Source organism: Bradyrhizobium sp. KBS0727 (assembly GCF_005937885.2).
Lineage (GTDB): Bacteria > Pseudomonadota > Alphaproteobacteria > Rhizobiales > Xanthobacteraceae > Bradyrhizobium.
On sequence record NZ_CP042176.1, the window covers coordinates 5,728,889 to 5,744,269 of the forward strand.

Sequence of the window (15,381 nt, forward strand, 5' to 3'; positions counted from 1 at the left end):
CCAACCTTGCCGGAGATCGTAATGGCCCCCCGTGCCTACTGGAAAGGCTCGCTCAAGCTTTCCCTGGTGTCCTGCCCGGTGGCGCTGTATCCGGCCTCGACCTCGGTCGAGAAGACCCGCTTCCACATGATCAACAAGGAGACCGGTAACCGGCTGAAGCAGCAGATGGTCGACGCCGAGACCGGCGACGTCGTCGAAGGCGACCAGAAAGGCCGCGGCTATGAGCTGAAAAACGGCGAATATGTCGAGCTCGAAAAGGAAGAGCTGGACGCCGTCCAGATCGAGAGTAACCACACCATCGATATCGACAGCTTCGTCCCCCGCGACGAAATCGACAAGCGCTACCTCGACCACCTCTATTATATCGTGCCGGACGGCAAGGCGGGGATCGATGCCTTTGCCGTCATCCGCGACGCCATGAAGGACAAGAGCCGCGTCGCGCTCGCCCGGATCGTACTGACCAGCCGCGAGCATGTCATCGCCATCGAGCCGCTCGGCAAGGGCCTGCTCGGCACCACGCTGCGCTATCCCTATGAGCTGCGCGACGCGGCCGACTATTTCAACGGCATCAAGAACCCGAAGATTTCAAAGGACATGGTCGAACTGGCAAGCCACATTCTCGATGCCAAGGCCGCACATTTCGATCCCTCGAAATTCAAGGACGAGTACGAGAACGCCCTGAAGGCGCTGGTGCGGCGCAAGGCCTCCGGCAAGCCGGTGAAGGCCGTCGAGCGCGAGGAGAAGCCGGACAACGTGATCAACCTGATGGATGCGCTGAAGGCGAGCCTGAAGGGCGGATCGGCCGGCAAGCGACGTGCCCCGGCTGCACGGCGAGCTCCGGCACGGCGGGCCGCCAAGAACGCGCATCGATCTGCGGCGCGGGCGCGCAAGGCGGGATAAGACTGAGTCACCCGTCATTGCGAGCGAAGCGAAGCAATCCATACCGCCGAGAAAAGATAGATTGCTTCGTCGCTCCGCGCAATGACGATGGTCCTATTTCTTCGCCCTGCGCTTCGACTTCTTCGCCGTCTTCTTGACCGTCTTCTTGGTCGCTTTCTTCGCTGCTTTCTTCGCCGTCTTGCGCTTCTTCGCGGCCTTCTTCGGCACCTTCTTGCCCTCGGCGCGCGCTTCGGACAGTCCGATCGCGATCGCCTGCTTGCGGCTGGTGACTTTCTTCTTGGAGCGACCGCTTCGCAACGTCCCGGCTTTGCGCTTCTTCATTGCGCGCTCGACGTCGGCGGAGGCCTTCTTCGAATATTTTCGTGCCATGATGGATCTCCCGGTGAGAGGAAATAATGGCTGCGATTTGGGAAAGTTCCGGCTCGCGCAACTCGTCATCGCCCGGCATAGTAGTCTGCTTTGCGCAGACTGCGTAAACTTGTCTGCGCTCCGGGCGATCCAGTATTCCAGAGACGCCAGTGCTCAGGCTGACAGGCCGCGGCGAACTGGATGCCCCGCATTCGCGGAGCATGACAGCGGAGCAAACTAGTCCCCCGCCCTCAGTCGATACCCGATTCCTGTCTCGGTCAGCACGATCTGCGGTCGCTCCGGATCGGCCTCGATCTTCTGCCGGAGCTGGCGGACGTAGACGCGCAGATACTGCGCGTCAGTCAGTTCGTCCCACAATTCCTTCAGGAGAAACCGGTGGGTCAGCACCTTGCCGGCGTGCTGCACCAGCACCCGCAGCAGTTCGTATTCCTTCGGCGACAGCTTGACCTCGCGCTCGCCGACCTTGACGATGCGGCGGACCAGATCGACCGAAAGATCGCCGGAGCGAAACACCGGCCGCTCGCCCTGCACCTGCAATTGATGCCGCAGCGCGGCGCGCATGCGGGCCAACAACTCATCCATCCCGAATGGCTTGGTAAGGTAATCGTCCGCACCGAGGTCGAGCGCCTGCACTTTGCCGGCCTCGTCGCCCCGGCTCGATAGCACCACGATCGGCACGCTGTCGTTGCGGCCGCGGATCATGCGCAGCAGTTCATGGCCCTGAATATCCGGCAGACCCAGGTCGAGGATGATCAGCGCCGGCTCCTCGGCGAGCTTTTCCAGCGCCAGTTTGCCGTTGGAGGCTTCGAGGATGTCGTAACCCTGCGTGCTCAGCCCCATCCGCAACAATTTGCGGATCGGTGGTTCGTCGTCGATCACCAGAACCTTGATCGGGGTGGCGTTCATGCGGCGGTATCCAGGGAATTGCTGGCTTCAGGTATCGGCAGCCGGATGGTGAGCACCGCGCCGCTGCGGTCGGCGCGGTTGGCGGCCGTAATCGTGCCGTGCATGGCTTCGACGAAACCACGCGAAATCGCCAGCCCAAGCCCGGTGCCGGGGCGGACATGATCGCCCTTCTGCACGCGATAGAATTTGTCGAACACGCTTTCCAGTTCGCCCAGCGGAATGCCGTTGCCCTCGTCCATGATCTGCAGCGCGACCTGTCCGCGGTCCGGCATGGCCCGGATCGATATCGTGGTGTCCGGAGCGGCGTATTTGGCGGCGTTGTCCAGCAGATTGAACAGCACCTGTTCGAACAGCACGGCGTCGAGCTCCAGCATCGGCAGATCGGCCGCCAATTCGAGCGAGACCTTGTGATGGATCAGGATCTTCCCGGCCCGGCGCAGCGCGCTGCCGACGATCTCGCTGAGGTCGTGCCGCGCGGTATTCGGCACAATGGCGCCGGATTCGAGCTTGGTCATGTCGAGCAGATTGGCGATAAAGCGATTGAGCCGCTCGGACTCGTCGATCACGGTGGCGAGCAGATCGCGCTTCTCCTCGTCCGTCAGGCCGGCGTCGAGATCGCGGATGGTGGAGGCGGCGCCGAGCACCGAGGCCAGCGGCGTCTTCAGATCATGCGAGATCGAGGTCAACAGCGCGCCGCGCAGCCGGTCGGACTCCACCGTGCGCTTGACCCGGTCCATGTCCTCGACCAGCAGCACGCGCTCGATCGCCAGCGCGCCCTGATCGACCAGCGCATCCAGCAGCCGCCGCTGATCCGGCGTCAGCAAGGGGCCGGTGCGGTCGTCGTCGATGCCGATGACGCCGATCGCCCCGCGCCCGGTTCGCATCGGCAGGAACAGCCGCTTGGCGCCCGGTAGCGTGTCGGAGCCGCGCCCGGCCGGGCGGTCGTTGTCCCAGGCCCAGTTGGCGGCGGCGAGATCGGCCTGGTCGAGCTGGTCCTCCGGCGGATAGCCGGCCATCACGGCCAGGACGCCCTCCTCGGGCAACAGCAGCACCACGCGCACCTTCAGCATCAGCGCGGTCTGGTAGGCGGTCGCCCACAGCACGTCGTCGAGTGTCGCGGTGCCCGCCAGTTTGCGGCTGAAGGCGTAGAGCGACTCAGTGGTGCGCACACGGCCGATCGCGGTGTCGGCCTGCGAACGCACCCGTGCCGCGACGTTCGATACCAACAGCGCAATCAGCATGAAGAAGAAGAACGCCGCGATATTGGTCGGATCGGTGATGGTGAAGGTATAGACCGGCGGCAGGAAGAAGAAATTGTAGCACAGCGACGCTGTCACGCTCGCCAGCAGTGACGGCCACAGACCATAACGCGCGGCAACGCTGACGACCGCGGTGAGAAACACCAGGTCGACGTTCTCGATGCCGCCGAACAGCGGTTGGATCAGCGAGGCCGCGGCAAGCCCGATCGCGACGAACAACAACGCCATCAAATAAGGCCGCGGGTTGAACGGCTCCGGCCGCGCCGCGGTCTGGACCGCCGCCTTGGCCACGGGCTGCTCGTCGCCGGCGATGACGTTGACGCTGATATTGCCGGCGCGCCGCACCAGATCATGCACGACCGAGCCGCGCATCAGCTCGAACCACCACGAGCGCGTCGATTTGCCGATGATGATCTGCGTTACGTTGTTGGCTTGCGCGAAATGAATGACGTCGTCGGCAATGCGGCGGCCGACGCCGGGGACGGTCAGCGTTTCAGCCCCGAGCGCTTCGGCTAGCCGCATGGTGTCGGCGAGCCGGTCGCGCTGCTCGTCGGTCAGTTGCAGGCTGCGCCGGGTCTCGATCGAGATCGCCGTCCATGGTGCGTGCAGCCGGTCCGCCACCCGCTTGGTGTAGCGCACCAGGCCGGCCGCGCGCGGGTCCTCGCTCAGGCAAACCAGAATGCGCTCTCCCGCGGCCCAGGGGCCTGCGATGGCATTGGCCTGCATGTGGGTCAACAGCTGCTCATCGACCCGCTCCGCGGTTCGCCGCAACGCCAGCTCGCGCAGCGCGGTCAGATTGCCTGGCGAGAAATAATGCTCCAGCGCCCGCTCGGCCTGCTTGGGCACATAGACCTTGCCCTCTCTCAACCGCTGGATCAGGTCGTCCGGCGTGAGGTCGATCAGCTCGATGGCGTCGGCGCGGTCGAACACCTTGTCCGGCACGGTTTCGCGCACCCGGACGTGGGTGATCTGGGCCACCACATCGTTGAGGCTTTCGATGTGCTGGATGTTGACGGCGGTATAGACATCGATGCCCTGGGAGAGCAGCTCTTCGACATCGAGATAGCGCTTGGGATGCCGGCTGCCCGGCGCGTTGGTGTGGGCGAGTTCGTCGACCAGCGCGATTTGCGGCCGCCGCGCGATCAGGGCATCGAGGTCCATTTCCTCGAGCGTCTGCTCCTTGTAGGTGAGCCGCTTGCGCGGCAGCACCTCGAGGCCCGCGAGCAGCGCTTCGGTCTCGGCCCGGCCGTGGGTCTCGACCACGCCGACGACGACATCGGCGCCCGCCTTCATCCGCGCATGCGCGCTCTGCAGCATCTCGTAGGTCTTGCCGACGCCAGGGGCGGCGCCGACGAAGATCTTGAGCTTGCCCGCGCGGCTTTCCTCGCGCCGGGCCGCTTCCAGCAGGGCTTCCGGCGAGGGACGTTGTTCGGAATCGCGGCGGGCTTGGACCATACGGTTATATAGCCCTCACCCACCGCCGGGCCTAGATGGCCTCATTTGGCGGCAGCCCGGTCCAGCGCCAGATTCAGCACCAAAACGTTAACGCGGGGTTCGCCGAACAGGCCAGCGAGGCGGCCCTGGCTGTTAGCCGTGACCAATTGGCGGACCTGCTCTTCCGGCATATTGCGGGCTTTCGCCACCCGCGGCACCTGAAACAGCGCCGCCTCGGGCGAAATATCGGGATCGAGCCCGCTACCCGATGTCGTGACCAGGTCGACCGGAACGGAAGCCGCGGGGTTCTCCGCCTTCAGTTTCTCAACGTCGTCCTTGATCCGGTCGTTCAGCGCCTTGCTGGTCGGTCCCAGATTAGAGCCGCCGGAATTGGCGGCGTTATAGGGCGCCGGCACCGTCTTGGTGGAATCGGCCGGGTCCGGCGCCGAGGTCGCGGAGGGACGGCCGTGGAAATATTTGTCGTCCTTGAACTCCTGCCCGATCAGGCTGGAGCCGATCACCTTGCCGTCCTTTTCGATCAGGCTGCCGTGCGCCTGCTTCGGAAAGATCACGCCGGCGATGGCGGTCATGGCGAGGGGATAGGCAAGGCCCGTGATCAGCGTCAGCAGGACCAGGATGAGAATGGCGGGGCGAAGTTCGCGAAGCATAGCAAGTCTCCATTATTTCGTCATTGCGAGGAGCGAAGCGAGGAAGCAATCCACTTCTTTTTGCAGCGTCATGGATTGCTTCGCTACGACCGCAATGACGGGTGAGGTTCAAGCCAGGCCCAGGGCCGCAACCGCAAGGTCGATGGCCTTGATGCCGATGAAGGGAATGATGATGCCGCCGAGCCCGTAGATCAAAAGGTTGCGGCGCAGCAGCGCACCGGCGCCGACGGCGCGATAGGCCACGCCTTTCAGCGCCAGCGGGATCAAGGCAATGATGATCAGTGCGTTGAAGATGATCGCCGACAGGACCGCGCTTTGCGGGCTTGCCAGGTGCATGACATTGAGCACCGCGAGTTGCGGGTAGAACGCCAGGAACATCGCCGGGATAATGGCAAAGTATTTCGCGACGTCGTTGGCAATCGAGAACGTGGTCAGCGCACCGCGCGTCATTAATAGTTGCTTGCCGATCTCGACCACTTCGATCAGCTTGGTCGGGTTGGAATCGAGATCGACCATGTTGCCGGCTTCGCGGGCGGCCTGGGTGCCGGTGTTCATGGCAACGCCAACGTCGGCCTGGGCGAGCGCCGGCGCGTCATTGGTGCCGTCGCCGCACATCGCCACCAGCTTGCCCTTGGCCTGCTCGTCGCGGATCAGCTTCAGCTTGTCCTCCGGCGTCGCCTGGGCCAGGAAATCATCGACGCCGGCTTCGGCGGCGATCGCGGCGGCCGTCATCGGGTTGTCGCCGGTGATCATCACGGTGCGGATACCCATGCGGCGCAGCTCCGCGAAGCGTTCGCGGATGCCGCCCTTGACGATGTCCTTCAGGTGGACGACGCCGAGCAGGCGGCCGTCCCTGGCAACCGCCAGCGGCGTGCCGCCGGCCTTGGCGATCTCATCCGAAATCGCCTGGATCTCGCGCGCAGCCTCGGAGATGACGCCTGTCTGCATGGCGCGCGCCGTATTGCCGGACGCTACCGCACGGAAGTCGCCGCCGCCGTCGACATAATTGAGGATCGCATCCACCGCGCCCTTGCGGACCGAGGACGCGCCGGCGTCGATGCCGCTCATCCGGGTCTGCGCGGTGAACGGAATGAAGGTCGCCGCCAGCTCCTTCATGTCGCGGCCGCGAATGCCGTACTTCTCCTTGGCCAGCACCACGATCGAGCGGCCTTCCGGCGTCTCGTCGGCGAGCGAGGCGAGTTGCGCCGCATCCGCCAGCTCCTGCTCGGTGACGCCGCGAACGGGACGAAACTCGGTCGCCTGGCGGTTGCCGAGGGTGATGGTGCCGGTCTTGTCCAGCAACAGCGTATCGACGTCGCCGGCGGCTTCCACCGCGCGGCCGGACATCGCCAGCACATTGAAGCGCACCAGCCGGTCCATGCCGGCAATGCCGATCGCCGACAACAATGCGCCGATGGTGGTCGGGATCAGCGTGACGAACAGCGCGACCAGCACCACCACCGAAATCGAGCCGCCGGCATAGGCCGCGTAGCTCGGGATCGTCACCGTCGCAAACACGAAAATGATGGTCAGCCCCGCCAGCAGGATGTTGAGCGCGATCTCATTCGGCGTCTTCTGCCGCTCGGCGCCTTCCACCAGTCTGATCATGCGGTCGATGAAGGTCGAGCCCTGAGCCGCCGTGATGCGGACGCGGATCCAGTCGGACAAAACCTGGGTGCCGCCGGTGACGGCCGAACGGTCGCCGCCGGATTCGCGGATCACGGGCGCGGATTCACCTGTTATCGCCGCCTCGTTGACCGACGCCACGCCCTCGATCACCTCGCCGTCGCTCGGGATATTGTCGCCGGCCTCGACCAGGACGATGTCGCCGACCTTCAGGCTGGTGCCGGACACCAGCTGATAGGCCTTGTCCGCACCCTTCAGCAGCTTGGCCTTGCTCTCGGTGCGGGTCTTCTTCAGCGATTCCGCCTGCGCCTTGCCGCGGCCTTCGGCGACCGCTTCGGCGAAGTTGGCGAACAGCACCGTGAACCACAGCCAGACGATGATCTGGAAGGTGAATCCGAGGTTGGCGCCGCCGGTGACGAGGTCGCGCAGGAAGATCACGGAGGTCAGTGCGGCGACGATCTCGACCACGAACATCACGGGGTTCTTGACCATCAGCCGCGGGTCGAGCTTGGCAAAGGCGGATCTGATCGCAGGCACGACGATCTTGGGATCGAGCATCGCCGAAGCCGTCACTTTTTTCTGCAGTTTCATGGTTTCCATGGACGTAACTCCGAGAGTCAAAACAGTATCTTGCGATCAAAACAGGGTGTTGGCGTTGCCAGCGAGGTGCTCGACGATCGGGCCGAGCGCTAGCGCCGGGAAGAAGGTGAGCCCGCCGATGATCAGGATGACGCCGACGACGAGGCCGACAAAGAGACCGCCGGTGGTCGGCAGCGTGCCGGCCGAGGGCGGGATCGACTTCTTGGCCGCGAGCGAGCCTGCCAGCGCCATCGCCGGCACGATCATGAAGAAGCGGCCGACGAACATCGAACTGGCAAGCGTCAGGTTGTAGAAGAAGGTATTGCCGGTCAGGCCGCCGAAGGCCGAGCCGTTGTTGCCGGTCGCGGAGGTGAAGGCATAGAGCACCTCCGTGAAGCCGTGCGGGCCCGAATTGGCCATCGACGCCACCGCCGACGGCAACACGACGGCGACCGCGGTCCAGCCGAGATACATCAAGGGCAGCACCAGAATGGCGAGCATGGCCATTTTGACCTCGCGCGCCTCGATCTTCTTGCCGACATATTCCGGTGTGCGGCCGACCATCAGGCCGGCGACGAAGATCGCCAGCACCACGAACAGCAGCATGCCGTAGAGGCCGGCGCCGACACCACCGACGATGATTTCGCCGAGCTGCATGTTGATCAGCGGGATCATGCCGCCCAGCGCGGTGAACGAGTCATGCATGGCGTTGACCGCGCCGCAGGAGGCCGCCGTGGTGACGACCGCAAACAGGCTGGAGGCAACGATGCCGAAGCGGACTTCCTTGCCTTCCATATTGCCGCCGGAGAGCCCGAGCGCGCTCAGCGCCGAGGTGCCATTGGCTTCCGCCCAGTAGGTGACGGTGACGCCCGCTAGGAACAGGACGCCCATCACGGCGAGGATCGCCCAGCCCTGACGCTGGTTACCGACCATGCGGCCGAACACGTTGGTGAGCGCCGCGCCGAGCGCGAAGATCGAGATCATCTGCACAAAATTGGACAGCGCGGTGGGGTTTTCGAAAGGATGCGCGGCGTTGGCGTTGAAGAATCCACCGCCATTAGTGCCCAGCATCTTGATCGCGACCTGCGAGGCGACGGGGCCGACCGCGATGGTCTGCTTGGCGCCTTCCAGCGTGGTGGCGTCGACATAGGCGCCCAGCGTCTGCGGCATGCCCTGCCACACCAGGAACAGGGTGTAGACCACGCAGATCGGCAGCAGCACATAGAGCGTGCAGCGCGTGACATCGACCCAGAAATTGCCAAGGGTACGCATCGAGGAACGCGAGAAGCCGCGGATCAGGGCAACCGCGAGCGCGATGCCTGTTGCCGCCGACAGAAAATTCTGGTGCGTCAGCCCCAGCATCTGCACCAGATAGGACAGCGTGCTTTCGCCGCCGTAGTTCTGCCAGTTGGTGTTGGTGATGAAGGAGATCGCGGTATTGAAGGAGAGGTCCTCGGCGACCGCGGATTGTTCGGCCGGGTTGAACGGCAACAGTGCCTGCAGCCGCATCAGGCCGTAGATGATCAGGAAGCCTCCGACGTGGAACAGCAGCATCGCGACCGTATAGGTTAGCCAATGCTGCTCGCGCCTTTCGTCGACGCCGCCGATCCAGTACAGCCCGCGCTCGACCGGACGCAGGACCGATGAGAGGAAGGTGCGCTCGCCGCTGAAAATGCGCGTCATGTACCAGCCGAGCGGTTTGACCAGCGCGACGATGATCGCGCAATAGAGAATAATCTGAATCCAGCCAATGGATGTCATAGTCGGAGTCCTTCAGGAGAGTCTGGCGGGCAGCAGCATGCGCAGCAGCGCAATCAGCAGCGCCGACGTCACAACAAACGCGAGCACGATCTGGAAAAGGGCGAGCATGGCGCGCTCAGAACCGTTCCGGCCGCAGCAGCGCGTAAGTGAGATAGAACAGCAGGCCCACCGAGACGAGGGCAGCGAGCGAGTAATCGAAAGTCATGGCGCTCTCCTTCTCACAGCCGTTCGCAGGCATAGGCGTAACCTATGCCTGCCACGAAGAAGCCGAGGCCTAGCGCCAGCATGACAATGTCCAGCATGGGATGTTCCTGTGCGATGGGAATCGCGAGGCCGACCAACGGCATTCGCGCTTGATGGCCGTGAAGTGCCATCGGGCGCATAGGTTTTCGAGACGGGAGAGAACGGGACGTTATAGGAATCTCATAAAGGCGACGGCCTCCACGGGTGTCGTCCCTGCGAACGCAGGGACCCATATCGCGTTGCTCCCCCGATAGGGCAGAGTCGCCAACGGCATTCGGAACATCGGCATCGGTGGCTATGGGTCCCTGCGCCCCGTGCGCAATTGCGCACTAGGCAGGGACGACGGGGACCATCTTTATGAAATCCCTATATCTTCACCCCTCGCCTCATCTCGTTTTCAAATGGCGTTTTCACCACTTTGGCAGCGTGGCTGCAATTTCAGCCCCGCTTCACGTGAGATATCGCCATGCTGCTCCCTTCAGAACATCAAAACCCCGCTGAACTCGGCGAGCGGCTGCGTAACGCCGATTCCGTTACCGCCGAAATCATGTCCGAGATCATCAGTCAGGCCTGCAGGCGTTTTCCCTCGCTCGGGCAGAGCGAAAAATCGACCCGCCTCGAGCGACTGCTCCAATCGGGCGCCTGGACCGATGCGGCCCTCGCCTTGATCGACCTGGAACTGCCGCTATGGCAACTCCGCCGCATCGCCTATGACGAGGGCGAATGGTATTGCGCGCTGTCGCGCCAACGCGAGCTTCCGGACTGGCTTGATCGATCGATCGAAGCCCGCCATGCCGATCTCGCGCTCGCCATTCTCAGCGCGTTCGTCGACGCCCAGCGCGTCAGCGCGCCATCGAGCCGAACCAGCGTTCCCAGCGTGTCGCGCGACGCCAACCTGCTCTACGAACCGATGTGCAGCGACAATTTCAGCTGAGCGGCCGTCCTACCGATTGTGAGAGTTCGCAGCCTTGGCGCAGCCTCCGCATCTTCCGCAGGAACTGAAGTCGGTTCAGGTACTCGCGCGCTTCGCCATGCGAATGATCGTGCTGACGGCCTTTGCCGCGTTCGGCAACGCAGGCTTCGGCAGGAGCCTGGTCGCATTGTTGTGGATGTCCGCCATACTCAGCGCCATCGTCGGCGCCTTCAGGCGCGAACTTCCGACCGACGTCGTCCTCAACCATTGGGACGAAGCGGCGGCCTATGCGGCGTTGTTTTCGCTAGTCACCGCATTCAATCACGCCGTCCCGGCCTGAAGCAACCCTGCGCCAATTTATGCGGCGCTTATGAGATCGCGGTCCTGTCGCCCTCGAATTCATACCCGGCCGGGAAGATATTGCACGCATGAGTCATGCCGTCTCCCGGCCAACAGCCACCCGAACATTCACAGCGAACGACAAAACCACGGAAGATTCGTGGCAACCGGGAACGCGCTGCTCGCCCACAGAAGGAATACCAACGTGAAGCTCGTCGAACCTCCATCGTGCAGTTCGCCATCTGCAATCATATTCATCGGCAGGAACAGCCGCGGCAACTGGGTCGCCCAGGAACAAAACGGTCTCTATGGCGGCCTGTTCGTCAACCGCGCGCAAGCCATCAAATACGCCTTGTTCGAAAACGGCCGTCATCCCGAAGCCGTCATCGAGGTCTCGCGCGAAATCGAACTCGACACGAATGGCCGTCCCGCGGACGATTCCGTGACCGTCAACCACACCCGGTCCGCGCGCGTTGCTTGATACGCCAGACCACCGTCACCCGGCAGGACTATCAGGAGCGCAGGATGGGTCAGCTTCAAACCGGTTCAAACCGTGAGCAGCTTGTTGATACCATGATTGGATTGACCCGCCTGCAAGCGGAAACGGCAGCGTACGCCATGACAGCCCGCACAAATTCCGCCACCTGGCTGGCGGGTTACATACCCGATCTTCCGACTCCATTTGACGAAGCCGGCGCGATTGACCTGGCGGCGTTCCGCCGGCTGTGCGAACGCCAGATCAAGGCCGGCGTCTCGGCGATCGTGGCAGGCGAAACCAGCGGCGAAAGCTCCACCCTGACGCCGGCGGAGCATGGCGCTATCGTTCGCACCGCCGTCGAGACCGCGCGCGGCCGGGTGCGCGTCATTGCCGGCGCGGGATCGAATTCGACCAGCCAGGCCATCGAATTGACCCGGCGCGCGGAGGCCGCCGGCGCCGATGCCGTTCTTTCGGTCGTGCCCTATTACAACAAGCCGACGCAAGCCGGCATTTGCGCGCACTTCGAAGCGGTCGCCGGCTCGACTGGCCTGCCCGTCATCCTGCACGACGTGCCTGCCCGAACCATCCGCGAATTGGCCGACGACACGCTGCTGCGGCTCGCCCGCTCCGGGCAGTTCATCGGCCTGAGGGATGCCAGCGGCGATGTCACACGCCCGACGCGGCTGCGGCCTGAGCTGCCGCACGGGTTCCGGCTCATGTCCGGGGACGACGCCACGGCGCCGGCTTCCATCATCAATGGCGGCGACGGCTGCATCTCCGTGATATCGAATGTGGCGCCGGAGCTGTGCAGCGAGATCTTTTCGAACTGCAGGCAGAGGCGGCTGCCGGCTGCAAGATACCTGCAGAGCCGGCTCGCACCGCTGACATCGGCCCTTTGCAGGGAGAACCCGGCTGCGCTGAAATATGCGCTATGCCTGCTCGGTTTCATTTCGCCGGATACGCGCCTGCCCATCGTTGGGCTCACCGATGCGGCCAAGGCCGAGGTCGCGGGCGCGATCGCCGATATCGGCGACGAGGAGCTGGCCTGCCCGATCCAGAGCTGGCGCGGACCTCGCCTTTGCAACGGTCTGGTCGCAACGTCTTAGAGTTTTTGAAATGAAATCGAGCGTTGCGGAAGTGGAGAAGCACGCCAGGACGCTGCGCGCCTGGCAACTCGCACTGCTACGATTCGCCGTAACCCTGGACAATGCCGATCGATTGGCGGTTCTGATGATCGCCGCCGAGATCGACAGACTCGGCGCAAGACATGAAAAGCCCGATTTCGGATTCTTCCGGAATACCAGCGCCGAACTATGCGCCGCCATTCTGCAGCCGAATGCGTCACGTGCCGCGGTGTTACACCAGTTTGTCGTGCGGATCGATGACGAGCGCCTGAGGCGCACGTTCGCTGCCGTATTGGAAATCAACCAGCCGAATGCTGCTTCGGCTGCCAAGCCTGCAAAACGCGACAGAAGTCTGTGGCGAGGACTATCCTCCTGGAGCGACCACGCACTCCAGGAAGAACTTTAGCAGGGTCCGCTAGGTGCCACCGGCGGATGCACTGCCGAGGCGGTGTTTTTCATGCCATTTCGGCCCGGGGCCGCGCATATAGTGGTCTTCCGGGTGATATTTTCCGACCGGCCCCTCCCAGGACGATTTCAGGAACGCTGACACAATGGCGAGGGCCCTGCGCAGCATTGAAACCGTAACGGCGAGCGAAAGTGGACGCATATGATCCTCCACGCAATCGATCGAGTTGAGACCGGGGGCTCTGATCAGCAGCGCGCTGTAGGAACCGGTGCTCTGCGACAATCTCGGCTAAAGCTGACCTGGCAGCCTAATCGGCGACAAACCGATCGCCCTCCAGCCTGACCGACGGATAGCGAACGCCGCGAATCCTCAGCTCACGGGCAAGCCGCCGCAGCTTGGCTTCGGCAATGATCCTGAATACGGCGCTGAGGAAGCGCCTCGCCCCGCGAGCGCTTCGGCCGGTTATGGCGCGGACGGGCTTTGCCGCCGTTCTTGCGAAACGATAGTTGCCTGGATGGAAATTCGGCCAGTCATGATCCGATTGGCGATGGCGCGCCGGTTCGGGCAACCGGTCATCGGCGAACGCTGGATATGTCATCTTCCGTCTCCATCACGGCCCTATGCCGCCTGCTGGAAGATGAGTCGGAAGGCATATGAATTCGAGAGCAGCCTTTTTGCTTTCGCATAGGAACGACATAAGCACCGCGATCGGCAGAGCCATCCATCCCATGACAATGCCGCGGCCCACTATGCCGTCACTATATGACGCGCCGTTCGGCCGTCTCGAATTCATATGGCGTACGGACCTATATGAAATCGGGCGCCGCGCTGGCCGGCGCCGGTTTTAGGACGGCATTTCGATGAACACGGTGACTTGCGGCGACGACCTTCGCGGAAGCAGAGCCGCACAGGGATCATCGATCGCCATGCGCCCATCGCCTCTTCGCAACCAATCCCGCTGTGTCGCGAACTCGCCATTTCTGCGTCCCGGTGCCGAAGACCTCAGCGAGGCCATTCCGGTGTTTTTCATCGGCCGTAACCAGCGCGGCCATTGGGTCGCGCGAGGCGCTGACGGGAAATCCGGCGGGCTGTTCTGGCGCAAGCAGGCCGCCATTCGTTTCGCCACGCGAAGTGCGTGGCCGGCGCGGTGCGCGACGATATTCCCGTCCGACAACATCGAGCTGGACCTGGAAAACCAGGGCAATCCGCTGCTGGCTCACATCGACGTCACACGAATGTTACGAAGGTTGAGCGCTGCCATCGGGGTCTTGCTGGTGACGGCCGTCCTTGCCGGCATCGTCGCGATGAGGGCCGGAATATTCCTGTCCCGCCTGAATTATTGACTCGGACCGATCGTATCCCGAGGCGACCAAGCCTTTACCTGCCGTCTGTTCACCCTTACGATGCCACCGGCAGCGAGCGCCGTTGCCCGGATCATTGCGCCAGAGGCCAGGGTCTTTCAGTCACGCCCTATTGTTATTGACGCAACCATGAACTCCACCAGCGCGAACCTTTCCGATATCCTGGATCGTATTCTCAACACGGCAGCCGACAACCTGCGGTTCGCGAAGATATTGGTCCAACTGGGCCTCGATCCCGACAACATCACCTACGACGCCATTTTCAATCGCCTTCTGGAAATCCTGCTGGCGAACATCACGCTTGCCAATATGTTTGCCCTGGTTGGCGCCGTCTTCTTTGTCGCCACGCTGCTGACCCAGACGATGGTGCCGCTGCGCGTTGCCAACATGGTCGGCTGCGCCTGTTTCGCCGGCTTCGGCGCGCTCACCGGAGACATCAAGACTTTTCTGCTTTATCTCCTGCTGCTGCCGATCAACGCGCTTCGCCTTCATCAAATGCTCAACCTGGTCAAGAAGGCGCGCACCGCCACCGCGGGCGACATGTCGATGGAATGGCTGAAGCCGTTCATGACCACGCGCAAGTATCGCAAGGGCGACATCCTGTTCAAGAAGGACGATCCCGCGCATGACATGCTCCTGACCGTCACCGGCCGGTTTCTGGTCAAGGAGATCGGCGTCGCGGTGCCGCCGGGACGCCTGATGGGCGAACTCGGCTTCCTTTCGCCGGACAACCGGCGAACGGCGACGATCGAATGCACCGAGGATGGGCAGGTGCTGACCATCACCTATGAGAAGCTGCTCGAGATCTACTTTCAAAACCCGCAATTCGGGTATTATTTTCTGGTCCTGACCAGCCAGCGCCTGCTGGAAAACATCTCGCGGCTCGAGACCATCGTGGCACAAAACAAGACCGCGGAGCAGGCCGCCGCGGCAACCCGCACCAACTGAGCATCGCCGCTTGCGCTAGAGCGTTTTCGAGCGAAGTGGACGCCGGTTCGCGTAAAGAAAACGCGTC

17 protein-coding genes are annotated in these 15,381 nt (G+C 63.1%); 8 read left to right on the plus strand and 9 right to left on the minus strand.

All coding sequences use genetic code 11. The features are described 5' to 3' along the window. Window positions 1-21 precede the first annotated feature (21 nt). Complete coding sequence (locus FFI89_RS26920; protein ID WP_138830571.1) at window positions 22-900, plus strand: Ku protein; 879 nt, start codon at window positions 22-24, stop codon at window positions 898-900. A gap of 93 nt (window positions 901-993) precedes the next feature. On the opposite strand, the gene FFI89_RS26925 is transcribed toward FFI89_RS26920, so the two are convergent. From FFI89_RS26925 to FFI89_RS26960, 8 genes are all read right to left on the minus strand, one after another. After that, window positions 994-1,269 (minus strand): DUF6496 domain-containing protein, encoded by a 276-nt coding sequence (locus FFI89_RS26925; RefSeq protein WP_138830572.1) that lies wholly within the window; start codon window positions 1,267-1,269, stop codon window positions 994-996. A gap of 216 nt (window positions 1,270-1,485) precedes the next feature. Beyond that, complete coding sequence (locus tag FFI89_RS26930; protein WP_138830573.1) at window positions 1,486-2,175, minus strand: response regulator transcription factor; 690 nt, start codon at window positions 2,173-2,175, stop codon at window positions 1,486-1,488. Beyond that, complete coding sequence (locus FFI89_RS26935) at window positions 2,172-4,889, minus strand: sensor histidine kinase KdpD (RefSeq protein ID WP_138830574.1); 2,718 nt, start codon at window positions 4,887-4,889, stop codon at window positions 2,172-2,174. The genes FFI89_RS26930 and FFI89_RS26935 overlap by 4 nt, the downstream gene beginning before the upstream one ends. A 41-nt stretch (window positions 4,890-4,930) precedes the next feature. Beyond that, complete coding sequence (locus FFI89_RS26940; protein WP_138830575.1) at window positions 4,931-5,536, minus strand: K(+)-transporting ATPase subunit C; 606 nt, start codon at window positions 5,534-5,536, stop codon at window positions 4,931-4,933. Window positions 5,537-5,644: 108 nt separating this feature from the next. Then, entirely contained in the window at window positions 5,645-7,762 is a 2,118-nt protein-coding gene (gene kdpB / locus FFI89_RS26945) for a potassium-transporting ATPase subunit KdpB (RefSeq protein ID WP_138830576.1), read from the minus strand. Between the two features lie 36 nt (window positions 7,763-7,798). Next, window positions 7,799-9,502 (minus strand): potassium-transporting ATPase subunit KdpA, encoded by a 1,704-nt coding sequence (kdpA, locus tag FFI89_RS26950; protein WP_138830577.1) that lies wholly within the window; start codon window positions 9,500-9,502, stop codon window positions 7,799-7,801. Between the two features lie 115 nt (window positions 9,503-9,617). After that, entirely contained in the window at window positions 9,618-9,707 is a 90-nt protein-coding gene (locus FFI89_RS26955; RefSeq protein ID WP_074818397.1) for a K(+)-transporting ATPase subunit F, read from the minus strand. 13 nt (window positions 9,708-9,720) lie between these two features. Next, window positions 9,721-9,885 carry a phenylacetate--CoA ligase gene (locus tag FFI89_RS26960; RefSeq protein ID WP_138830578.1) on the minus strand — a complete coding sequence of 55 codons (165 nt, stop codon included), beginning with the start codon at window positions 9,883-9,885 and terminating at the stop codon, window positions 9,721-9,723. 326 nt (window positions 9,886-10,211) lie between these two features. Between FFI89_RS26960 and FFI89_RS26965 the strand changes: the two genes are divergently transcribed. The 5 genes from FFI89_RS26965 to FFI89_RS26985 all read left to right on the plus strand — a co-directional run bounded on the left by FFI89_RS26965 (window position 10,212) and on the right by FFI89_RS26985 (window position 13,005). Further along, window positions 10,212-10,679 (plus strand): hypothetical protein, encoded by a 468-nt coding sequence (locus tag FFI89_RS26965; RefSeq protein WP_138830579.1) that lies wholly within the window; start codon window positions 10,212-10,214, stop codon window positions 10,677-10,679. Between the two features lie 34 nt (window positions 10,680-10,713). Continuing rightward, window positions 10,714-10,998 (plus strand): hypothetical protein, encoded by a 285-nt coding sequence (locus FFI89_RS26970; protein WP_168213052.1) that lies wholly within the window; start codon window positions 10,714-10,716, stop codon window positions 10,996-10,998. Window positions 10,999-11,202: 204 nt separating this feature from the next. Continuing rightward, on the plus strand, window positions 11,203-11,478 hold the full coding sequence (locus FFI89_RS26975; RefSeq protein ID WP_138830580.1) for a hypothetical protein: 276 nt from the start codon (window positions 11,203-11,205) through the stop codon (window positions 11,476-11,478). Window positions 11,479-11,615: 137 nt separating this feature from the next. Further along, the gene (gene dapA / locus FFI89_RS26980; RefSeq protein WP_138830581.1) at window positions 11,616-12,581 is read left to right on the plus strand and encodes a 4-hydroxy-tetrahydrodipicolinate synthase; all 966 of its coding nucleotides are present in this window, start codon (window positions 11,616-11,618) and stop codon (window positions 12,579-12,581) included. Between the two features lie 10 nt (window positions 12,582-12,591). Then, complete coding sequence (locus tag FFI89_RS26985) at window positions 12,592-13,005, plus strand: hypothetical protein (protein ID WP_138830582.1); 414 nt, start codon at window positions 12,592-12,594, stop codon at window positions 13,003-13,005. Between the two features lie 9 nt (window positions 13,006-13,014). Here the strand turns inward: FFI89_RS26985 and FFI89_RS26990 are convergent, their stop codons facing one another. Further along, the gene (locus tag FFI89_RS26990) at window positions 13,015-13,206 is read right to left on the minus strand and encodes a hypothetical protein (protein WP_138830583.1); all 192 of its coding nucleotides are present in this window, start codon (window positions 13,204-13,206) and stop codon (window positions 13,015-13,017) included. A 725-nt stretch (window positions 13,207-13,931) separates the two neighbouring features. Here FFI89_RS26990 and FFI89_RS26995 point away from each other — a divergent pair. Together FFI89_RS26995 and FFI89_RS27000 are read left to right on the plus strand one after the other, a co-directional pair. Next, window positions 13,932-14,348 (plus strand): hypothetical protein, encoded by a 417-nt coding sequence (locus FFI89_RS26995; protein WP_210249030.1) that lies wholly within the window; start codon window positions 13,932-13,934, stop codon window positions 14,346-14,348. A 147-nt stretch (window positions 14,349-14,495) separates the two neighbouring features. Continuing rightward, window positions 14,496-15,314 carry a Crp/Fnr family transcriptional regulator gene (locus FFI89_RS27000; protein WP_138830584.1) on the plus strand — a complete coding sequence of 273 codons (819 nt, stop codon included), beginning with the start codon at window positions 14,496-14,498 and terminating at the stop codon, window positions 15,312-15,314. The last annotated feature ends 67 nt before the right edge of the window (window positions 15,315-15,381 follow it).